The sequence below is a fragment of the Streptomyces rimosus subsp. rimosus genome (assembly GCF_000720725.1).
Taxonomy (GTDB): domain Bacteria; phylum Actinomycetota; class Actinomycetes; order Streptomycetales; family Streptomycetaceae; genus Streptomyces; species Streptomyces rimosus_A.
Map to the genome: position 1 here is coordinate 17,839 of NZ_JOCQ01000080.1, position 20,814 is coordinate 38,652.

Genomic DNA, 20,814 nt, shown 5'->3' on the forward strand with positions numbered 1-20,814 from the left:
AGGAGTCACGAGATGCGCCTGCGCACCTCCGTCGCCGCCGCCTTCGGAGCGGCCGTACTCGCCCTGACCACCCCGACCTCCGCCTACGGCGCCGACGGCGTCTTCTCCTACGGCTTCAACACCGGCGACAAGCTCGACCAGCGCGCGGCCATCTTCAACCCGCCGGGCAGGGAATGCGTCACCCTCAAGCTACCGAGAGACGCCGACTTCGGTTACGCCGCGCGCAACCGGACCAACGCGACCGTGACACTCTTCGCCGACGACGACTGCAGCAGCGACACCTACTTCGTCGTACCGCCCGGCAAGAACGCCCCCAAGAGACTCCTGATCCGCTCGGTGATGTTCTCCCGCTGAGCCCTGCCCCACCGCGCCGACCCGCGCCCGCACACCCCGGCCGGCCTTCCTCGCACGTTGCTTTCGGCCGCGCCGGTCCCCCTTCGTACGCTGAGACGCGCCACGGCCGCCGCCCGGCGCCCCGCAAGGGCACCGGACGGCGGCCGTGGGCCGCGGGCCGCCGGGGGCGGCCTCCGCTCAGCGCACGAACACCCCCGCCTGACCCGCCAGGTCCAGGAAATACTGCGGCGCCAGGCCCAGTACGAGGGTGACCGCGACGCCGACCCCGATGGCCGTCATCGTCAGCGGGCTCGGCACCGCCACCGTCGGTCCGTCCGCCTTCGGCTCGTTGAAGAACATCAGCACGATGACGCGGATGTAGAAGAACGCGGCGATCGCCGACGAGATCACACCGATCACCACCAGCCAGCCCGCGCCGCTCTCCGCCGCCGCCTTGAACACCGCGAACTTCCCGGCGAACCCCGAGGTCAGCGGGATGCCCGCGAAGGCGAGCAGGAAGACCGCGAAGACCGCCGCGGTCAGCGGCGAGCGCCGGCCCAGCCCCGCCCACTTCGACAGCTGGGTGGCCTCGCCGCCCGCGTCCCGCACGAGCGTGACCACCGCGAACGCGCCGAGCGTCACGAACGAGTACGCCGCCAGGTAGAACAGGACGGAGGAGATGCCGTCCTTGCTGGTGGCGATCACACCGGCGAGGATGAACCCGGCGTGCGCGATGGAGCTGTAGGCCAGCAGGCGCTTGATGTCGGTCTGGGTGATCGCGACGACCGCGCCGCCCAGCATCGTGACGATCGCGACGCCCCACATGACCGGCCGCCAGTCCCAGCGCAGGCCCGGCAGGACCACGTACAGCAGCCGCAGCAGCGCGCCGAACGCGGCGACCTTGGTGGCCGCCGCCATGAACCCGGTGACCGGGGTGGGCGCGCCCTGGTAGACGTCCGGCGTCCACATGTGGAACGGCACCGCGCCGACCTTGAAGAGCAGGCCCATCAGCACCAGCGCCGCGCCGATCAGCAGCAGCGCGTCGTTGCCCATGGTGTCGGCCAGGGCCGGGGTGATCTGCTTGGCGCCGTCGCTGACGACCTCCGCGATACCGGCGTAGGTGACGGTGCCCGCGTAGCCGTACAGCAGCGCGATGCCGAACAGCAGGAACGCCGAGGAGAACGCGCCGAGCAGGAAGTACTTCACCGCCGCTTCCTGGGAGAGCAGCCGCTGGCGGCGGGCCAGCGCGCACAGGATGTACAGCGGGAGGGAGAAGACCTCCAGCGCGACGAAGAGCGTCAGCAGGTCGTTGGCCGCGGGGAAGACCAGCATCCCGCCGACCGCGAACAGCGCCAGCGGGAACACCTCGGTGGTGGTGAACCCGGCCTTGACCGCGGCCCGTTCGGCGTCACCGCCGGGCACCGCGGCGGCCTGCGCCGCGAAGGAATCCACCCGTTTGCCGTGCGCCGCCGGGTCGAGCCGGCGCTCGGCGAAGGTGAACGTGGCGACCAGCGCCACCAGCAGGATCGTGCCCTGGAGGAAGAGCGCCGGGCCGTCCACGGCGATGGCGCCCATCGCCGCGATCTTGGCCTTGGTGCTGCCGAAGCCGCCCGCCGCCAGCCCCACGACGGCCGCGAACCCGGCGGCCAGCGCGAGCACGGACAGCAGCAGCTGCGCGTAGTAGCGGCTGCGGCGCGGCACGAACCCTTCCAGTACGACGCCGACGACCGCGGCGCCCAGCACGATCAGGGCCGGCGCCAGCTGGGCATACTCGATCTTCGGCGCCGGGATCCTGGCCGGTGCCTCGGCCGCCATGGTCCACAGGCTGTGGACGCTCGCCACGGAACTCACTTCGCGGCCTCCGCATCTGCCTTCACGGGTACGTCGGGGCGGGGATCGTGCTGGTCGACGACGGACAGGGTGTGGTCCACCGCCGGGTTGACGAGATCCGTCAGCGGCTTCGGGTAGACGCCGAGGAACAGCAGCAGCGCGATCAGCGGGGCCACGACGGCCAGCTCCCGCGCCTTGAGGTCGGGCATCGCCCGCACCTCGGACTTCACCGGGCCGGTCATCGTCCGCTGGTAGAGGACGAGGACGTACAGCGCGGCGAGCACGATGCCGACGGTGGCCACGATGCCCACGGCCGGATAGCGGCTGAACGTACCGACCAGGACCAGGAACTCGCTGACGAACGGCGCCAGGCCCGGCAGCGACAGCGTCGCCAGACCGCCGACCAGGAACGTCCCGGCCAGCACCGGCGCGGCCTTCTGCACCCCGCCGTAGTCGGCGATCAGCCGGGAGCCGCGCCGCGAGATCAGGAACCCGGCGACCAGCATCAGCGCCGCCGTCGAGATGCCGTGGTTGACCATGTACAGCGTCGCGCCGCCCTGGCCCTGGCTCGTCATGGCGAAGATGCCCATGATGATGAAGCCGAAGTGGGAGATGGAGGCGTACGCGATCAGACGCTTGATGTCGCGCTGGCCGACTGCCAACAGCGCACCGTAGAGGATGCTGACCAGCGCGAGGACGAGGATGACCGGGGTGGCCCAGCTGCTGGCCTCCGGGAAGAGCTGGAGGCAGAAGCGCAGCATCGCGAAGGTGCCGACCTTGTCGACCACCGCGGTGATCAGTACGGCGACCGGCGCGGTGGACTCGCCCATCGCGCCGGGCAGCCAGGTGTGCAGCGGCCACAGCGGCGCCTTCACCGCGAAGGCGAAGAAGAAGCCGAGGAACAGCAGCCGTTCGGTGCCGGTGCCCAGCGCCAGCTTGCCGTCCGCGCGGGCCTGGACGATCTCGGTGAGGGAGAACGTGCCGCTGCCGAGCTGGTCGGCAGTGGCCGCGTACAGCCCGATCACCGCGGCCAGCATGATCAGACCGCCGGCCAGGTTGTAGAGCAGGAACTTCACGGCGGCCTGGGAGCGCAGCGACGCGCTGTGCTCCTCACCTCCGGAGCCCGCACGGTCCCCGAAGCCGCCGATGAGGAAGTACATCGGGATGAGCATGGCTTCGAAGAAGATGTAGAAGAGGAACACGTCGGTGGCCTCGAAGGAGATGACCACCATCGCCTCGACGGCGAGGATCAGCGCGAAGAAGCCCTGGGTGGGGCGCCAGCGCCGGTTCGGTTCCGGGCCCTCCATGGGGTCGGCGTCGTGCCAGCCCGCCAGGATCACGAACGGGACGAGCAGCGCGGTCAGCGCGATCAGCGCCACCGCGATGCCGTCCACACCCAGCTCGTAGCGGACACCGAAGCTCCTGATCCAGGCGTGCGATTCGGTGAGCTGGAACGGGCCTTTCGCGCCCGGTGTGAAGCGGACCGCGACCACCGCGGCCAGCACCAGGGTGGCCAGCGAGAACAGCAGCGCCAGCCACTTGGCGACGGTCCGCTTGGCGGCGGGCACCGCGGCGGTGGCGATCGCGCCGATCGCCGGGACCGCCGCGGTGGCCGTCAGAAGGGGAAACGACATGGCTCAGACACCCCTCATCAGCAGGGTCGCGGCGATCAGCACGGCCGCACCGCCCAACATCTGTACGGCGTAGGAGCGGGCGAAGCCGTTCTGCACCTGGCGCAGCCGGCCGGAGAGGCCGCCCATCGACGCCGCCGTGCCCCGGACCGCGCCGTCCACGACGGAGTGGTCCAGCTGGACCAGCGCGCGGGTCAGCTCGCCGCCGCCACGTACCAGGACGGCGTGGTTGAAGTCGTCCTGGAGCAGGTCGCGGCGGGCCGCCCGGGTGAGCAGCGAGCCGCGCGGGGCGACGGCCGGAACCGGCTTGCGCCCGTACTGGAAGTAGGCGAGCGCGACGCCGAGGACCATCACCACGATCGTGGCGGTGGTGATCGCCGAGGCGCTCAGCGGCGGGTGCCCGTGTTCGAAGTCGGTGACCGGCTCCAGCCACTTCACGAACGCCTCGTTGATGCTGAACAGGCCGCCCGCTGCCACCGATCCGACGGCCAGCAGGATCATCGGGATCGTCATGGACTTGGGCGACTCGTGCGGGTGCGGCGGGGTGTACTCGCCCCGCGTCTCGGCGGCGGGCTCCACCGACGGCTCGGCGGGCGAGGGCGTCGGTGCCTTGCGCCAGCGCTCCTCGCCGAAGAACGTCATCAGCATCACCCGCGTCATGTAGAACGCGGTGATCGCGGCGCCCAGCAGGGCCGCGCCGCCGAGGATCCAGCCCTCGGTGCCGCCCTTGGCGAAGGCCGCCTCGATGATCTTGTCCTTGGAGAAGAAGCCGGACAGCCCGGGGAAGCCGATGATCGCCAGATAGCCGAGGCCGAAGGTGATGAACGTGACCGGCATGTACTTGCGCAGGCCGCCGTAGCGGCGCATGTCCACCTCGTCGTTCATCCCGTGCATCACCGAACCGGCGCCGAGGAAGAGACCGGCCTTGAAGAAGCCGTGGGTGACCAGGTGCATGATCGCGAAGGCGTAGCCGATCGGCCCCAGCCCGGCAGCGAGGATCATGTAGCCGATCTGCGACATCGTCGAGCCCGCCAGGGCCTTCTTGATGTCGTCCTTCGCGCAACCGACGATCGCACCGAACAGCAGCGTCACCGCGCCGACCACCACGACGGCGGTCTGCGCGTCCGGCGCCCCGTTGAAGATCGCTCCGGAGCGGGTGATCAGGTAGACGCCGGCGGTCACCATCGTCGCCGCGTGGATCAGGGCCGAGACCGGGGTCGGGCCCTCCATCGCGTCGCCGAGCCAGGACTGGAGCGGGACCTGCGCCGACTTGCCGCAGGCGGCGAGCAGCAGCATCAGGCCGATGGCGGTGAGCTTGCCCTCGGAGGTCTCCCCCACCGCGCCCAGCACCGGGCCGAACGCGAACGTGCCGAACGTCGTGAACATCAGCATGATCGCGATGGACAGGCCCATGTCACCGACGCGGTTGACCAGGAACGCCTTCTTCGCCGCCGTCGCCGCGCTGGGCTTGTGCTGCCAGAAGCCGATGAGGAGGTACGAGGCCAGGCCCACGCCCTCCCAGCCGACGTACAGCAGCAGGTAGTTGTCGGCGAGGACGAGCAGCAGCATGGCCGCGAGGAACAGGTTGAGATAGCCGAAGAAGCGGCGGCGCCGCTCGTCGTGCTCCATATAGCCGACCGAGTAGATGTGGATCAGCGATCCGACACCGGTGATCAGCAGGACGAACGTCATGGACAGCTGGTCGAGCTGGAAGGCCACGTCGGCCTGGAAGCCGCCCACCGGGATCCAGCTGAACAGGTGCTGGTGCAGGGTGCGCTGCTCGGCGTCGCGGCCCAGCAGCTCGGTGAACAGGGGGACGGCCAGGGCGAAGGACGCCAGCGCGAACAGCGTGCCGATCCAGTGGCCCGCTCGGTCCAGTCTCCGGCCGCCGCACAGCAGCAGGGCCGCGCCGGCCAGGGGGGCCGCGACGAGCAGGGCGATCAGGTTCTCCACGTTTACGACCCCTTACAGCTTCATCAGGCTGGCGTCGTCGACCGAGGCCGTGTGGCGGGTGCGGAAGATGGACACGATGATCGCCAGGCCCACCACGACCTCGGCCGCGGCGACGACCATCGTGAAGAACGCGATGATCTGTCCGTCCAGGTTTCCGTGCATCCGCGAGAAGGCCACGAAGGCGAGGTTGCAGGCGTTCAGCATCAGTTCGATGCACATGAACACCACGATGGCGTTCCGCCTGATCAGCACCCCGGCCGCGCCGATGGTGAACAACAGGGCGGCGAGGTAGAGGTAGTTGACCGGGTTCATCGCTTCGCCTCCTCGCTGCGGCCCAGCCGCTCTTCGGAGCGCTGCTCCAGCGCCTTCAGCTCGGCCAGCGACTCACCGGAGACGTCCCGGATCTGGCCGCGCCCGCGCAGCGTCGGGTTGACGGTCAGCTCGGACGGGGTGCCGTCGGGGAGCAGGCCGGGGACGTCCACGGCGTTGTGGCGGGCGTAGACACCCGGGGCCGGAAGGGGCGTGACCTGCTTGCCGTCACGGATGCGGGCCTCGGACTGCTCGCGCTGCGTCCTGGCGCGCTCCGTACGCTCCCGGTGCGTCAGCACCATCGCGCCGACCGCCGCCGTGATCAGCAGCGCGCCGGTGACCTCGAAGGCGAAGACGTACTTGGTGAAGATCAGTGCGGCCAGGCCCTGGACGTTGCCCCCGGCGTTGGCCTCGCCGAGGCCGTTGAAGTGTTTCAGCGAGGCGTTGCCGATGCCGGCGATGAGCAGGATGCCGAAGCCCAGGCCACAGGCGGCGGCGAGCCAGCGCTGGCCCTTGAGCGTCTCTTTGAGGGAGTCCGCCGCGGTGACGCCGACCAGCATGACGACGAAGAGGAACAGCATCATGATCGCGCCCGTGTAGACCACGATCTGCACGACGCCCAGGAAGTAGGCGCCGTTGGCGAGGTAGAACACCGCCAGGATGATCATGGTGCCGGCGAGCGAGAGGGCGCTGTGCACGGCGCGCTTCAGCAGGATCGTGCTCAGCGCGCCGAGCACGGCGACCGTGCCGAGGATCCAGAACTGCACCGCCTCGCCGGTGGACGCCTCGGCGGCCAGGGAGGTCGTGGTCACTGGGTCACCTCCCGCGCGGCGGGCTCGTCGGGCCCGAAGGTGGCCGCGGCCTCCTGGGGCGCCGCGGTGTCCGCGCCGCCCTCGCCCTCGGCCGTCTCGCCCTTGGAGACGGCCGGCTGCCGCACCGTCCCCGGCGCGGCCTCGGTGACCAGGCCGCGGTAGTAGTCCTTCTCCGTCATCCCCGGGTAGATCGCGTGCGGGCTGTCGACCATCGTGTCCTCCAGCCCCGCGAGCAGCTCCTCCTTGGTGTAGATGAGCGATTCGCGGGACCGGTCGGCGAGTTCGTACTCGTTGGTCATGGTCAGCGCGCGGGTGGGGCACGCCTCGACGCACAGGCCGCACAGGATGCAGCGCAGGTAGTTGATCTGGTAGACGCGGCCGTAGCGCTCGCCGGGGCTGTAGCGCTCCTCGTCGGTGTTGTCGGCGCCCTCGACGTAGATCGCGTCGGCCGGGCAGGCCCAGGCGCACAGCTCGCAGCCGACGCACTTCTCCAGCCCGTCGGGATGCCGGTTGAGCTGGTGGCGGCCGTGGAAGCGCGGCGCCGTCGGCTTCTTCTCCTCCGGATACTGCTCGGTCAGCCGCTTCTTGAACATGGCCTTGAAGGTCACGCCGAAGCCGGCCACCGGGTTCTGGAAGTCAGGCACCGTCGCCCCCCTTTCCGTCCGTCTCGGTTCGGTCACTGACAGTGTCCACCCCGCCACTGACAATCAGCTCGCGGTCCCGTCGGGGCCGCCGCCGTGGCACCGGTGGCAGGGTCTGTCCGGGCAGCGGTGGTACGGGGAAGCCGCCCGCCATCGGGTCGAAGGCCGGCTCCTCGGCCGCCTCCTCCTTCTCGCCGCGCCGGAAGAAGTCCGCGACGAGGGAGATCAGCAGGACGGCGATGGCCGCGCCGGCCACGTACATCACGATCCGCTGGAAGTCGTAGCCCTCGTTGCGCAGGGCCCGTACGGTCGCGACCAGCATCAGCCAGACCAGCGAGACCGGGATGAGGACCTTCCAGCCCAGCTTCATGAACTGGTCGTAGCGCACGCGCGGCAGCGTGCCGCGCAGCCAGATGAAGAAGAACAGCAGCAGCTGCACCTTGATGACGAACCACAGCAGTGGCCACCAGCCGTGGTTGGCGCCCTCCCAGAAGCTGCTGATGGGGTACGGGGCCTTCCAGCCGCCCAGGAAGAGCGTCACCGCGACCGACGAGACGGTCACCATGTTGATGTACTCGGCGAGCATGAACATCGCGAACTTGATGGACGAGTACTCGGTGTTGAAGCCGCCGACCAGGTCGCCCTCGGACTCCGGCATGTCGAACGGCGCGCGGTTGGTCTCGCCCACCATGGCGACGATGTAGATGATGAAGGAGACCGGGAGCAGCAGGACGTACCACTTGTCCTGTTGGGACTGGACGATCGTCGAGGTGGACATCGACCCGGAGTAGAGGAAGACCGACGCGAAGGACAGGCCCATCGCGATCTCGTAGGAGACCATCTGCGCGCACGAGCGCAGGCCGCCGAGCAGCGGGTACGTCGAGCCGGAGGACCAGCCCGCCAGCACGATGCCGTAGATGCCGACGGAGGCCGTGGCGAGGATGTAGAGCACGCCGATCGGCAGGTCGGTCAGCTGCATCGCCGTACGGTGCCCGAAGATCGAGATCTCGTTGCCGGCCGGGCCGAACGGGATCACCGCGACGGCCATGAAGGCCGGTACGGCCGCCACGATCGGCGCGAGCACGTACACCGCCTTGTCGGCCCGCTTGACGACCAGGTCCTCCTTGAGCATCAGCTTGATGCCGTCCGCGAGGGACTGGAGCATGCCCCAGGGGCCGTGCCGGTTGGGTCCGATGCGCAGCTGCATCCAGGCGACGACCTTGCGCTCCCAGACGATGGAGAAGAGCACGGTCAGCATCAGGAACGCGAAGCAGAAGACCGCCTTGACCGCGATCAGCCACCACGGGTCGCGGCCGAACATCGACAGGTCTTCCTGGGCCAGCGGCAGGCCGGTCAGGGCCAGTTCCCGCGTCACGCGTCCACCTCCTTGACCGGGCCGGACGCCGTACCGGACGCACCGGATGTACCGGATGTACCGGAGACGCCGGAAGGATCACCGGCCACGGCCGCGACCTTGACCAGCTCCCCGGGCAGCGCGCCCGTGTCGGCGGCGGCCCCGCCGCCCACCGAGTTCAGCGGCAGCCACACCACCCGGTCGGGCATCGGCGTGACCGCCAGCGGCAGCCGTACGGACCCGCGGGGTCCGGTGACCGCCAGCAGGTCGCCGTCCTTGACGCCGGTCTCCTCGGCGGTGGCCGCCGACATCCGGGCCACGGCGGCGTGCCGCGTACCGGCCAGCGCCTCGTCGCCCTCCTGCATCCGCCCTTGGTCGAGGAGCAGTTTGTGGCCCGCCAGCACGGCTTCGCCGGGTTCCGGGCGGGGCAGCGTGCGCCCCGGCTCCAGGGGGTCGGAGGCGTACGTACCGCCCCAGGCCCCCAGCGCGGTCAGCTCCCTGCGTACGGCCCGTACGTCGGGCAGCGCCAGGTGGACGTCCATGGCGTCGGCGAGCATGTGCAGCACCCGGGCGTCCGGCAGCAGGTGCCGGCGTGTCATCTGGTCGGGTTTGAGCGCGGCCTCGAACGGCCGGGCCCTCCCCTCCCAGTTGAGGAACGTGCCGGACTTCTCCACGACAGCCGCGACCGGGAGGACCACGTCCGCCCGCTCGGTGACGGCCGAAGGCCGCTGCTCCAGGCTCACCAGGAAGCCCACCGAGTCCAGCGCCTCCAGGGCCCGCGCCGGGTCCGGCAGGTCCGCCGGGTCGACACCCGCCACCAGCAGCGCGCTCAGCTCCCCGGCGGCGGCAGCCGCGACGATCTGGCCGGTGTCCCGGCCGTGCCGCTGCGGCAGGTCGGCGACGCCCCAGGCGGCGGCGACCTCCTCGCGGGCCCGCGGGTCGGTCGCCGGGCGCCCGCCCGGCAGCAGACCCGGCAGCGCGCCCGCCTCCAGGGCGCCCCGCTCACCGGCCCGCCGCGGAATCCATACGAGCCGGGCGCCGGTGGCGGTGGCCGTACGGATGGCCGCCGTCAGCGCGCCCGGCACCGCCGCCAGCCGCTCGCCGACGACGATCACCGCCCCGGTGGCACGCAGCGCCTCAGCGGCCGTCCGGCCCGCGCCCTCAAGGCCGCCCGCCCGTCGCCCGCCCCCACCCTCCACGGGAAGGCGCTCCGCGCCTGCTGCCTCATTGCCCGCCAGCGCGTCCAGCCACTCCGTCTCCGTGCCGGGCGCGGCGGGCAGCAGCGTGCCGCCTGCCTTGACCAGGCCGCGCGTCGCGTAGGACGCGAGCCCGAAGGTGCGCTGCCCGTGCTTGCGGTACGCCTTGCGCAGCCTCAGGAAGACGCCGGGCGCCTCCTCCTCCGCCTCGATCCCGGCGAGCAGGACGGCCGGTGCCTTCTCCAGGTCTGCGTACGTAACCGAAGCACCACCGAGATCGCGCCCCCGCCCGGCGACCCGCGCCGCCAGGAAGTCGGCCTCCTCCGCGCTGTGCGCGCGCGCTCGGAAGTCGATGTCGTTGGTGTCCAGGGCGATGCGCGCGAACTTGGCGTAGGCGTACGCGTCCTCGACGGTCAGCCGGCCGCCTGTCAGCACGCCCGTACGGCCCTTGGCGGCGCCCAGCCCGTGCGCCGCCGCCTCCAGGGCCTCCGGCCAGCTCGCCACCACCAGCTCACCGGTCGCGGCGTCCCGGACCATCGGGTGCTCCAGCCGGTCGCGCTGCTGCGCGTACCGGAAGGCGAAGCGCCCCTTGTCGCAGATCCACTCCTCGTTGACCTCGGGGTCCTCGGCCGCGAGCCGGCGCATGACCTTGCCGCGCCGGTGGTCCGTACGGATCGCGCAGCCGCCCGCGCAGTGTTCGCAGGTGCCGGGCGAGGAGACCAGGTCGAAGGGGCGCGACCGGAAGCGGTAGGCGGCCGAGGTGAGGGCGCCGACCGGGCAGATCTGGATGGTGTTGCCGGAGAAGTACGACTCGAACGGGTCGCCCTCGCCCGTACCGACCTGCTGGAGCGCGCCCCGCTCGATCAGTTCGATCATCGGGTCGCCGGCGATCTGGTTGGAGAAGCGGGTGCAGCGGGCGCACAGCACGCACCGCTCGCGGTCCAGCAGCACCTGCTTCGAGATCGGCACCGGCTTGGCGAAGGTGCGCTTCTTCCCCTCGAAGCGGGTGTCGGCCTGCCCGGCGGACATGGCCTGGTTCTGCAGCGGGCACTCGCCGCCCTTGTCGCAGACCGGGCAGTCCAGCGGGTGGTTGATCAGCAGCAGTTCCATCACGCCGCGCTGCGCCTTCTCCGCGACCGGCGAGGTGAGCTGCGACTTGACCACCATGCCGTCGGTGCAGGTGATGGTGCAGGAGGCCATCGGCTTGCGCTGGCCCTCCACCTCCACGATGCACTGGCGGCAGGCGCCGGCCGGGTCCAGCAGCGGGTGGTCGCAGAAGCGCGGGATCTCGATGCCGAGGAGTTCGGCGGCCCGGATGACCAGCGTCCCCTTGGGGACGGAGATCTCGATGCCGTCGATCGTCAGCGTGACCAGGTCTTCGGGCGGGATGGCCGCCTCGCCGCCCCCCGCGGGGGCGTCGCTGGTGACCGTCATGCGTTCACCCCCAGGTGAGCGTCGGTGTCGGCCCAGGCGGTCGACTTGGCGGGGTCGAAGGGGCAGCCCTTGCCGGTGATGTGCTGCTCGTACTCCGCGCGGAAGTACTTCAGCGAGGAGAAGATCGGGGACGCGGCGCCGTCGCCGAGCGCGCAGAAGGACTTGCCGTTGATGTTGTCGGCGATGTCGTTCAGCTTGTCGAGGTCGCCCGGGCTGCCCTTGCCGGCCTCGATGTCGCGCAGCAGCTGGACGAGCCAGTACGTTCCCTCGCGGCAGGGCGTGCACTTGCCGCAGGACTCGTGCGCGTAGAACTCGGTCCAGCGGGTCACGGCCCGTACGACGCAGGTGGTCTCGTCGAAGCACTGGAGCGCCTTGGTGCCGAGCATCGAGCCCGCCGCGCCGACGTTCTCGTAGTCCAGCGGCACGTCCAGGTGCTCGTCGGTGAACATCGGCGTGGAGGAGCCGCCGGGCGTCCAGAACTTCAGCCGGTGGCCGGGCCGCATGCCGCCGCTCATGTCGAGCAGCTGGCGCAGCGTGATGCCCAGCGGGCCCTCGTACTGGCCGGGGTTGGCGACGTGGCCGCTGAGCGAGTAGAGCGTGAAGCCCGGGGACTTCTCGCTGCCCATCGAGCGGAACCACTCCTTGCCCTTGTTCATGATGGCGGGAACCGACGCGATGGACTCGACGTTGTTCACGACAGTGGGGCAGGCGTACAGGCCCGCCACCGCCGGGAAGGGAGGACGCAGCCGGGGCTGTCCGCGACGGCCCTCCAGGGAGTCCAGCAGCGCGGTCTCCTCGCCGCAGATGTACGCGCCCGCGCCCGCGTGCACGACGACATCCAGGTCCAGGCCCGAGCCGAGGATGTCGCGGCCGAGGTAGCCCGCTTCGTACGCCTCCCGGACGGCCTCGTGCAACCGCCGCAGGACGGGCACGACTTCACCGCGCAGGTAGATGAAGGCGTGGTTCGACCGGATCGCGTGACACGCGATGACGATGCCCTCGATCAAGGAGTGCGGATTGGCGAAGAGCAGCGGGATGTCCTTGCAGGTGCCCGGCTCGGACTCGTCGGCGTTGACGACGAGGTAGTGCGGCTTGCCGTCGCCCTGCGGGATGAACTGCCATTTCATCCCGGTGGGGAAGCCGGCCCCGCCGCGCCCGCGCAGGCCCGCGTCCTTGACGTACGCGATCACGTCGTCCGGCGGCATCGCGAGGGCCTTGCGCATGCCCTCGTAGCCCTCGTGCCGCAGATAGGTCTCCAGCGTCCAGGACCCGGGCTGGTCCCAGAAGGCGGACAACACAGGCGCGAGCAGCTTCTCCGGGTTGGCCTTGCTGACCTCGGCGGCCACGGTCATCACTCCCCCTCCTCGGCGGTCGGGCCTGCTGGGTGCTGGGGGTCGCTGGCCGAGGTCTCCCGCGGCGCGTCGTGCGAGCTGGGGTGGGTGGCCGGTGCCTCGCCCGGCGCCCGCCCGGCGGCCTCGCCCTCGCCCTCGGCGGGCACCGCGCCCCGCTGCGGTACGACGTGATCGGCGGACCCCGCGCCCGGTACGGCCTCGCCCTTGGCCAGCCGCAGCCCCACCAGTGAGGCGGGACCGGCCCCGCCGGTGGCCTCGACCGCGCCCGGCCGCTGGTCCGGGAACCCGGCGAGGATGCGGGCCGTTTCCTTGTACGTGCACAGCGGCGCGCCCCGGGTCGGCTCGACGGTCCGCCCTGCCCGCAGGTCGTCCACCAGCCGCTTCGCGCTCTCCGGCGTCTGGTTGTCGAAGAACTCCCAGTTGACCATCACGACCGGCGCGAAGTCGCAGGCCGCGTTGCACTCGATGTGCTCCAGCGTGACCTTGCCGTCCTCGGTGGTCTGCCCGTTGCCGACGCCCAGGTGCTTCTGGAGCGTCTCGAAGATCGCGTCGCCGCCCATGACCGCGCACAGGGTGTTGGTGCACACCCCCACCTGGTAGTCCCCGCTCGGCCTGCGCCGGTACATGGAGTAGAAGGTGGCGACCGCGGTGACCTCTGCCGTCGTCAGGTCCAGCACCTCCGCGCAGAAGCGGATGCCGGTACGGGTGACGTGCCCCTCCTCGGCCTGGACGAGGTGCAGCAGCGGCAACAGCGCGGACCGCGTGCCGGGGTAGCGGGCGATCACCTCCTCGGCGTCCGCTTCGAGCCGGGCCCTCACCTCGGCCGGATAGTCGGGGGCGGGGAGCTGCGGCATCCCCAAGCTGACGTCTGTCACCGGTCGACGCCTCCCATCACGGGGTCGATGGACGCGACGGCGACGATGACGTCGGCCACCTGGCCGCCCTCGCACATCGCCGCCATGGCCTGGAGGTTGGTGAAGGACGGGTCGCGGAAGTGCACCCGGTACGGGCGGGTGCCGCCGTCGCTGACCGCGTGCACACCCAGCTCGCCCTTGGCGGACTCCACGGCCGCGTACGCCTGGCCCGGCGGCACCCGGAAGCCCTCCGTCACCAGCTTGAAGTGGTGGATCAGGGCCTCCATCGAGGTCCCCATGATCTTCTTGATGTGGTCGAGCGAGTTGCCCAGCCCGTCGGGGCCGAGCGCCAGCTGGGCGGGCCAGGCGATCTTCTTGTCGGCGACCATCACCGGCCCCGGCGCGAGCCGGTCCAGGCACTGTTCGACGATGCGCAGCGACTGGCGCATCTCCTCCAGGCGGATCAGGAAGCGTCCGTAGGAGTCGCAGGTGTCGGCGGTCGGCACCTCGAAGTCGTAGTGCTCGTATCCGCAGTACGGCTGGGTCTTGCGCAGGTCGTGCGGGAGCCCGGCGGAGCGCAGCACCTGCCCGGTGGCGCCGGTGGCCAGGCAGCCGGCCAGGTCCAGGTAGCCGACGTCCTGCATCCGGCCCTTGAAGACCGGGTTGCCGGTGGCGAGCTTGTCGTACTCGGGCAGGTTCTTGCGCATCTTCTTCACGAACTCGCGCACCTGGTCGACCGCGCCCGGCGGCAGATCCTGGGCGAGCCCGCCGGGCCGGATGTACGCGTGGTTCATCCGCAGTCCGGTGATCAGCTCGTAGATGTCCAGGATCAGTTCGCGGTCCCGGAACCCGTAGATCATGATCGTGGTGGCGCCCAGCTCCATGCCGCCGGTGGCGATGGCCACCAGATGGGAGGAGAGCCGGTTCAGCTCCATCAGCATCACGCGGATGACGGACGCCCGGTCCGGCACCTCGTCGGTGATGCCGAGCAGCTTCTCCACGGCCAGGCAGTACGCCGTCTCGTTGAAGAACGGCGTCAGGTAATCCATCCGGGTGACGAAGGTGGTGCCCTGCGTCCACGTGCGGTATTCGAGGTTCTTCTCGATGCCCGTGTGCAGGTAGCCGATGCCGCAGCGGGCCTCGGTGACGGTCTCGCCGTCGATCTCCAGGATCAGCCGCAGCACGCCGTGGGTGGAGGGGTGCTGGGGGCCCATGTTGACGACGATCCGCTCGTCGTCCGTACGGGCCGCGGCGGCCGCGATCTCGTCCCAGTCGCCGCCGGTGACCGTGTAGACGGTGCCCTCGGTGGTCTCCCGAGGGGTCGCATGGCTGGTGGACATCAGGTGTACGACCTCCGCTGGTCGGGAGCCGGGATCTGGGCGCCCTTGTACTCGACGGGAATGCCGCCGAGCGGGTAGTCCTTGCGCTGCGGGAAGCCCTGCCAGTCGTCCGGCATCATGATCCGCGTGAGCGCGGGGTGGCCGTCGAAGACCAGGCCGAAGAAGTCGTACGTCTCGCGCTCGTGCCAGTCGTTGGTCGGGTAGACGGCGACGATGGACGGTACGTGCGGGTCGGCGTCCGGGGCCGACACCTCCAGCCTGATCAGCCGGTTGTGGGTGATCGAGCGCAGGTGGTAGACGGCGTGCAGCTCGCGGCCCTTGTCGCCGGGGAAGTGCACACCGCTGACGCCGGTGCACAGCTCGAAGCGCAGCGCCGGGTCGTCGCGGAGGGTCTTCGCGACGGTCGGCAGGTACTCCCGCTCGATGTGGAAGGTCAGCTCGCCGCGGTCGACGACCGTCTTCTCGATGACGTTTTCGGGGACCAGCCCCTGTTCGTCCAGCGCGCCTTCGAGTTCGTCCGCGACCTCGTCGAACCAGCCGCCGTACGGGCGGGACGTGGCGCCCGGCATCCGTACGGACCGTACGAGCCCGCCGTACCCGGAGGTGTCGCCGCCGCCGCTGGCGCCGAACATGCCGCGGCGGGTGTCGATGACCTCGCCGTGGTCGCCGCGCTGGCCGGGGAGGTTCTGCGCGTTCAGGTCCTTGTCGGGGTTGACCCCGTTGGGTCCCTTGGTCCCGTCGGCCGCGTTGACACCACCAGTGCCGTTGGTGCCACCGTTGCCGCCGCCCTGGGGGCCGCCGGTTCCCTTGGTGCCGTCGCTCACCGCAGCAGCCCCTTCATCTCGATCGTCGGGAGCGCCTTGAGCGCCGCTTCCTCCGCCTCGCGGGCCGCCTGCCGCTGATTGACGCCGAGCTTGGAGCCCTGGATCTTCTGGTGCAGCTTGAGGATGGCGTCCATCAGCATTTCGGGGCGCGGCGGGCAGCCGGGCAGGTAGATGTCCACCGGGACGATGTGGTCGACGCCCTGGACGATCGCGTAGTTGTTGAACATCCCGCCCGACGAGGCGCACACGCCCATCGAGATGACCCATTTCGGGTTCGGCATCTGGTCGTACACCTGCCGCAGCACGGGCGCCATCTTCTGGCTCACCCGGCCGGCCACGATCATCAGGTCCGCCTGGCGCGGCGAGCCACGGAAGACCTCCATGCCGAAGCGGGCGAGGTCGTAGCGGCCGGCGCCGGTCGTCATCATCTCGATGGCGCAGCAGGCGAGGCCGAAGGTGGCGGGGAAGACGGACGACTTGCGCACCCAGCCCGCGGCCTGTTCGACGGTGGAGAGCAGAAAGCCGCTGGGCAGCTTCTCTTCAAGTCCCATTGCTGGCTCCTAATCCCATTCCAGGCCGCCCCGACGCCATACGTAGGCGTAGGCGACGAAGACGGTGAGCGCGAAGAGGAGCATCTCCACGAGCCCGAAAAGCCCGAGCGCGTCAAAGGTGACGGCCCAGGGGTAAAGGAAGACGATCTCGATGTCGAAAATGATGAAGAGCATCGCCGTCAGGTAGTACTTGATCGGAAATCGACCGCCGCCGGCCGGCTGCGGCGTGGGCTCGATTCCGCATTCGTACGCCTCTAGCTTCGCCCGGTTGTAACGCTTGGGTCCGACGAGCGTGGCCATCACGACAGAGAAGATCGCAAAGCCTGCCCCGAGGGCTCCCAGTACGAGGATGGGCGCGTAAGCGTTCACCGTCCTCGCTCCCTTCAGTCGACGATGACTGGATGGCGGTCCGCCCGGCCCTGCGCACCGCCCCACGAAGATCGCGCCTATGTGAGGCAGTTCACAAGCCCGAGCCGCCTGCATCTTATGCCCGCTGGTCTGTGATCTGCGACACGGGGTGCGACAACGCCTTTGTGATCTCCACCACCTGACGGCCGGTCATCCTGTCCGATGAGTGCCGATCTTCGTACGGGATGCGCGCAGATGATCACTGGAGGTGATATTTCGCGGCGTAACCCCTGGTCAGCGAGGGGTCGCCTCTATCAAGTGGTACGGGATGCAAGCAAATTGGCGTTGGACGCAGCCAACTGCTAGCGCCTCACGGACCACTAGGGCCGGACGTCCCCACCCGCCGCACCGTGACCACCCCGAGACCGTCGTGACCGTCCCGTGATCATCGGTACGTGCCCGCGTTCACGAGCACACCCGCCCCGGTGGCATCACGGGCACATCACAGGCACATAACGGGCACTCACAAGTGAGCTATCCCACGCGGCTCACGGCCTTGAACGCTTGACCTTCGGGAAGCCTTGGCGTGGCGGATCAGTTGGTGGTAAGCGCGTCCGGAGCCCGCATCGGCCCGTAAATGCCATGCACAGGAACATGATCACGAAATTCGGACAGGCCACCGCGCGGGCCATGACCGGCGATTAGTCCCTTTTATTCACCGTGTACGCGTCAACTGTGGCGCACGCCACCTTTGTTGGCAGCAACCTGTGGCTCCTGATAGCCGTGGTGCCATGTCCCCGAACGCAGCCATACCCAGCCACCGGAAGCCCCGCCGTTCCGCGTCCTCGCGGGCACTGCGCGCAGGGGTCACCGGTGGCATCATCACCCTGGCGGTGACCGGCGCGAGCATGCCGGCCGGCGCCGCGGAGAAGCCCGTCTCCGAGACCCAGGAGATGCCGACCATCACCTCGGCGCTCAGCACCAGCCTGGCCAAGAGCGCGGACACCGCCCAGCAGATGGCGCTCGACTACGAGCTGCAGGCCGCCCAGGACACCGCCACCACCGAGGCCACCGAGGCCGCCACCAAGGCGAAGGACGAGGCCGACAAGAAGGCCGCGGCCGAGAAGAAGGCCGAAGAGGCCCGCAAGGCCAAGGAGAAGGCCGCCCAGGAGCGCGCCTCCCGCTCCTCCGAGCGCACGTCGCTGCGCACCCTGTCCGCCTCGGCCGACGACTCCCCCGCCACCGGCGCGACCGGCAGCACCGCCTCGCTGGTCGGCTTCCTGCGCGCGCAGCTCGGCAAGTCCTACGTGCTGGGCTCCTCCGGCCCGTCCGCGTACGACTGCTCCGGCCTGGTCCAGGCCGCGTACCGGACCATCGGCATCGACCTGCCGCGCACCTCGCAGCCGCAGTCCACCGCCGGCACCCAGGTGGGCCTGGGCAACCTCCAGGTCGGCGACATCCTGTACTGGGGCAGCGCGGGCAGCGCGTACCACGTCGGCGTCTACGTCGGTAACGGCCACTTCATCGGTGCGCAGAACTCCAGCACCGGCATCGTGGAGCGCCCGCTGAGCTACAGCCAGCCGACCGGCGCGGTGCGCGTCCTGTAGGACCGCCCCCACGCAACGGCCGAGGGCCGCCGTTCCCACCGCTCGGGAACGGCGGCCCTCGTGCGTTGTGTCGGCAAATAGGCGGAAGATCCCGTTCCATGACGGGCAATCGGCTCAAGGCTGCATCACCCATTCGAGTAAGCAACGCCCGTTCGGCACAACTACCGTAACGGCTCTGTACCAGTTGTACCTCTCGCCGTACTCATCCCTTCCGTCCCGTAATGCCGACACCCTATTTGCGTGGCATCGACGGCGGCTGAACGAGAGGAAGCGTTTGCTTACATGAAAATCCGCCGTGTTCATACTTTTCGGGCCGTCACCTGGTCGGTGACGGTGGCCGCTCTTGCCTCCGCCCTCAGCCTGGGACCGGTCCATGCCACCGAGCTCCCCTGTACCCCGTCCAAGAGCAGACAGAAGTCCGCCGATAGCTGTCCGACACCGAACGCCGGCAAGCCCGCAGCGAAGAAGCCGGTCGCGAAGAAGCCGGTTGCGAAGAAGCAGGCACCGAAAAAGCCGCGGCCCAAGAAGCAGGCGCCGAAGAAGCCCCGCCCGAGGAAGCCGGCCGCCACGAAGCCGGAAGGCCGACGGCCGACGAGCTGCCCACCCTGCCAGACCACGCCCAGGAAGCCGGCCGCGAAGAAGCCCGGCGTGAAGAAGCCGTCATACCAGGACCCGTCGACGCAGCGCCCCCCGGCCAAGAAGCCTCCCGTCGAAAAGCCGCCCGTCAAGAAGCCGCCGGCCAAGAAGCCGCCGGCCAAGAAGAAGCAGCTCAAGGCGGACCACGGCTGGAGCTGGCAGGGCCTCTCCATCGACGCAGCCGACCTCCGCAAGGTCAATGTCTTCCTCGCACGCGCCAAGAAGGCCGAACGCACCATCAGTCCGCAGATGCGCAGCCTCGCCCGTAAGACCAAGGCCACCATGGTCGGTTTCGACGAGCGCAAACGGTCCCCGGAATCCGTCAAGCGCGCGGTCGCCGGCGCAATGCAGGAGAATCCGTCCTTGACAGCGGACGAGGCCCTGGAGAGGACTTACAACTCGGTGCGCTACATCCTCCAGTGGCCGGAGGCGTCGTATGTCAAAGGCGTGAAGGACAGCACCAAGCTGCTGGCCCAGTGGAAGAACTCGAACCTCCGCTGGTCCAACACATGGGCTCGCGCGCGGGGATACAAGGGAATCGTCACCGCCTGGCGGGCGAACGATTCGGGCCACCCGTACGAGCTCCAGTTCCACACACCGAAGAGCCAGGACGCCCAGAGGCGGAGCTCAAGGCTGTGGGAGGAGGCGCATCGCCCGCAGACGTCCGGCAGCCGCCGGGCGCAGCTCCAGAACCAGTTGAACCGCAACTTCGCCTCGGTGCCGTGCCCCGCGGGGGCCCAGTTGCTCAGCTCGCCGCGCAGGCGGGCTATGGAACGGCCGGGCGTGACCACGCTGTAGTAGTAGCAGCCGTCCCCGAATCTCCCCCTTAGGGGGAAGGGGCCTTCCTCCTAAGGGGAAGGGGCTTTTGCTGACGCCGCTCACCGGATCGCGAATACCGCGACCCGGTGAGCGGTGGTGTGGCGAGCCGCGTTCCGGTGAACCGCGAGATCTTTAAAGAACCGGGGAAAGAACCTTCCAACCTCCCCCCCTGCCCCCCGTTTTTCGTTTGTCACCTGATCAGGTGATGAGCTCGCTTTGGGAGGCCGGGAGGCTGTACGTTCGCGCCGTTCCCGGAAAATGAACGGCCCCCGACGGGACTGCCATCCCATTGCCGAGGGCCTGTCACGAAGGAAGCAGGCCTTCCCCATGACTCGACCCGAGTCTAACGCGCAGCCCCGTCCGACCGCCGCCGTGTCGGCCACCGGAGTGACCCACATCCGCCACCGCCACGACACCCGCTTCACCGTCGTCGGCAACCACCTTGCCCTCCATCCGACGCTCTCCGCCGTCGCCATCGGCCTCGCCGTACGCATCCAGGCCCTGGCCGACGGCGCCCCGGTCAGCATCCGGGCGCTGTCCATGCAGCTGCCGGAGACGGAGTACCGGATCGCGCGGGCGCTGAAGGAGCTGGAGGCGGCGGGCTACTTGGAGCGCCGCCGCGAGCGTGTGTCCGGCCAGCGGATCGTCACCCGAACCACGTACTACGAGTACCCGCTTACGAACTACGAGTACCCGCTTACGAAGTCGGCCCCGCCGCCCCGGCCGCACGCCCCCGCGGGCGGGAAGCCACCCCCGGCTCCGCCCCCGGCCCCGCCTCCGGCCCCGCCGCGGAACCAGCCCCCGCAGGAGCCGCCACCCGACGAGCCGCCGCCCGACGAACTTCCGCCGGACGAGGTCCCCTCGGACGAGCCCCCACCGCACGAGCCGCCGCACGGCCCTCCGCCGGACTCCGCCCCGCCGTGTCCGACCTCGCCCACTCCCGCACCCGCACCCGCACCCCGCCCACAGCCTGTGGACACGCCCGAGCCC

General features: G+C 69.9%; 17 protein-coding genes and 1 pseudogene. 4 read left to right on the top strand and 14 right to left on the bottom strand.

The window, feature by feature from the left end; translation table 11 throughout:
• Positions 1-12 precede the first annotated feature (12 nt).
• Positions 13-354 carry a hypothetical protein gene (locus tag IH45_RS0131315; RefSeq protein WP_030676227.1) on the top strand — a complete coding sequence of 114 codons (342 nt, stop codon included), beginning with the start codon at positions 13-15 and terminating at the stop codon, positions 352-354.
• Between the two features lie 177 nt (positions 355-531).
• On the opposite strand, the gene nuoN is transcribed toward IH45_RS0131315, so the two are convergent.
• The 14 genes from nuoN to IH45_RS0131385 all read right to left on the bottom strand — a co-directional run bounded on the left by nuoN (position 532) and on the right by IH45_RS0131385 (position 16,783).
• Positions 532-2,148, bottom strand: a complete 1,617-nt coding sequence (gene nuoN / locus IH45_RS0131320; protein ID WP_394298722.1) for an NADH-quinone oxidoreductase subunit NuoN — start codon at positions 2,146-2,148, stop codon at positions 532-534.
• 32 nt (positions 2,149-2,180) lie between these two features.
• Positions 2,181-3,797: an NADH-quinone oxidoreductase subunit M gene (locus tag IH45_RS0131325; protein WP_030676234.1), complete on the bottom strand. Its 1,617-nt coding sequence runs from the start codon at positions 3,795-3,797 to the stop codon at positions 2,181-2,183.
• Positions 3,798-3,800: 3 nt separating this feature from the next.
• The gene (nuoL, locus tag IH45_RS0131330) at positions 3,801-5,747 is read right to left on the bottom strand and encodes an NADH-quinone oxidoreductase subunit L (RefSeq protein ID WP_030676236.1); all 1,947 of its coding nucleotides are present in this window, start codon (positions 5,745-5,747) and stop codon (positions 3,801-3,803) included.
• A gap of 12 nt (positions 5,748-5,759) precedes the next feature.
• Positions 5,760-6,059: an NADH-quinone oxidoreductase subunit NuoK gene (nuoK, locus tag IH45_RS0131335; protein ID WP_003983361.1), complete on the bottom strand. Its 300-nt coding sequence runs from the start codon at positions 6,057-6,059 to the stop codon at positions 5,760-5,762.
• Positions 6,056-6,868, bottom strand: a complete 813-nt coding sequence (locus IH45_RS0131340; RefSeq protein WP_030676239.1) for an NADH-quinone oxidoreductase subunit J — start codon at positions 6,866-6,868, stop codon at positions 6,056-6,058. The genes nuoK and IH45_RS0131340 overlap by 4 nt, the downstream gene beginning before the upstream one ends.
• Complete coding sequence (nuoI, locus tag IH45_RS0131345; RefSeq protein ID WP_030676242.1) at positions 6,865-7,512, bottom strand: NADH-quinone oxidoreductase subunit NuoI; 648 nt, start codon at positions 7,510-7,512, stop codon at positions 6,865-6,867. The genes IH45_RS0131340 and nuoI overlap by 4 nt, the downstream gene beginning before the upstream one ends.
• A complete protein-coding gene (nuoH, locus tag IH45_RS0131350) occupies positions 7,505-8,884 on the bottom strand; it encodes an NADH-quinone oxidoreductase subunit NuoH (RefSeq protein ID WP_050515307.1) in 1,380 nt (459 codons plus the stop codon). Before nuoH ends, nuoI begins: the two co-directional genes overlap by 8 nt.
• Positions 8,881-11,493 carry an NADH-quinone oxidoreductase subunit G gene (locus tag IH45_RS0131355; protein WP_030676248.1) on the bottom strand — a complete coding sequence of 871 codons (2,613 nt, stop codon included), beginning with the start codon at positions 11,491-11,493 and terminating at the stop codon, positions 8,881-8,883. Before IH45_RS0131355 ends, nuoH begins: the two co-directional genes overlap by 4 nt.
• On the bottom strand, positions 11,490-12,845 hold the full coding sequence (nuoF, locus tag IH45_RS0131360) for an NADH-quinone oxidoreductase subunit NuoF (RefSeq protein WP_030676251.1): 1,356 nt from the start codon (positions 12,843-12,845) through the stop codon (positions 11,490-11,492). The genes IH45_RS0131355 and nuoF overlap by 4 nt, the downstream gene beginning before the upstream one ends.
• A complete protein-coding gene (gene nuoE / locus IH45_RS0131365; protein WP_032918700.1) occupies positions 12,845-13,720 on the bottom strand; it encodes an NADH-quinone oxidoreductase subunit NuoE in 876 nt (291 codons plus the stop codon). Before nuoE ends, nuoF begins: the two co-directional genes overlap by 1 nt.
• Entirely contained in the window at positions 13,717-15,039 is a 1,323-nt protein-coding gene (locus IH45_RS0131370) for an NADH-quinone oxidoreductase subunit D (RefSeq protein ID WP_030676257.1), read from the bottom strand. The genes nuoE and IH45_RS0131370 overlap by 4 nt, the downstream gene beginning before the upstream one ends.
• Complete coding sequence (locus IH45_RS0131375) at positions 15,039-15,737, bottom strand: NADH-quinone oxidoreductase subunit C (protein WP_030676260.1); 699 nt, start codon at positions 15,735-15,737, stop codon at positions 15,039-15,041. Before IH45_RS0131375 ends, IH45_RS0131370 begins: the two co-directional genes overlap by 1 nt.
• A 122-nt stretch (positions 15,738-15,859) precedes the next feature.
• Complete coding sequence (locus IH45_RS0131380; protein ID WP_030676263.1) at positions 15,860-16,414, bottom strand: NuoB/complex I 20 kDa subunit family protein; 555 nt, start codon at positions 16,412-16,414, stop codon at positions 15,860-15,862.
• 9 nt (positions 16,415-16,423) lie between these two features.
• Entirely contained in the window at positions 16,424-16,783 is a 360-nt protein-coding gene (locus tag IH45_RS0131385; RefSeq protein WP_030022241.1) for an NADH-quinone oxidoreductase subunit A, read from the bottom strand.
• A 770-nt stretch (positions 16,784-17,553) separates the two neighbouring features.
• On the opposite strand from IH45_RS0131385, the gene IH45_RS0131390 reads away from it, so the two are divergent.
• From IH45_RS0131390 to IH45_RS1000000150695, 3 genes and pseudogenes are all read left to right on the top strand, one after another.
• On the top strand, positions 17,554-18,369 hold the full coding sequence (locus IH45_RS0131390; protein ID WP_030676267.1) for a C40 family peptidase: 816 nt from the start codon (positions 17,554-17,556) through the stop codon (positions 18,367-18,369).
• A 240-nt stretch (positions 18,370-18,609) separates the two neighbouring features.
• Positions 18,610-19,803: a hypothetical protein gene (locus tag IH45_RS0131400; protein WP_234440747.1), complete on the top strand. Its 1,194-nt coding sequence runs from the start codon at positions 18,610-18,612 to the stop codon at positions 19,801-19,803.
• 348 nt (positions 19,804-20,151) lie between these two features.
• Positions 20,152-20,814: pseudogene (locus IH45_RS1000000150695) on the top strand (hypothetical protein); the annotation flags it as partial.

Bases quoted from the DNA above. Each gene is read 5' to 3' on its own strand.
- IH45_RS0131315 (WP_030676227.1), top strand. From the start codon at position 13: ATGCGCCTGCGCACCTCCGTCGCCGCCGCCTTCGGAGCGGCCGTACTC.
- nuoN (WP_394298722.1), bottom strand. From the start codon at position 2,148: ATGGCGGCCGAGGCACCGGCCAGGATCCCGGCGCCGAAGATCGAGTAT.
- IH45_RS0131325 (WP_030676234.1), bottom strand. From the start codon at position 3,797: ATGTCGTTTCCCCTTCTGACGGCCACCGCGGCGGTCCCGGCGATCGGC.
- nuoK (WP_003983361.1), bottom strand. From the start codon at position 6,059: ATGAACCCGGTCAACTACCTCTACCTCGCCGCCCTGTTGTTCACCATC.
- IH45_RS0131355 (WP_030676248.1), bottom strand. From the start codon at position 11,493: ATGACGGTCACCAGCGACGCCCCCGCGGGGGGCGGCGAGGCGGCCATC.
- nuoF (WP_030676251.1), bottom strand. From the start codon at position 12,845: ATGACCGTGGCCGCCGAGGTCAGCAAGGCCAACCCGGAGAAGCTGCTC.
- IH45_RS0131370 (WP_030676257.1), bottom strand. From the start codon at position 15,039: ATGTCCACCAGCCATGCGACCCCTCGGGAGACCACCGAGGGCACCGTC.
- IH45_RS0131380 (WP_030676263.1), bottom strand. From the start codon at position 16,414: ATGGGACTTGAAGAGAAGCTGCCCAGCGGCTTTCTGCTCTCCACCGTC.
- IH45_RS0131390 (WP_030676267.1), top strand. From the start codon at position 17,554: ATGTCCCCGAACGCAGCCATACCCAGCCACCGGAAGCCCCGCCGTTCC.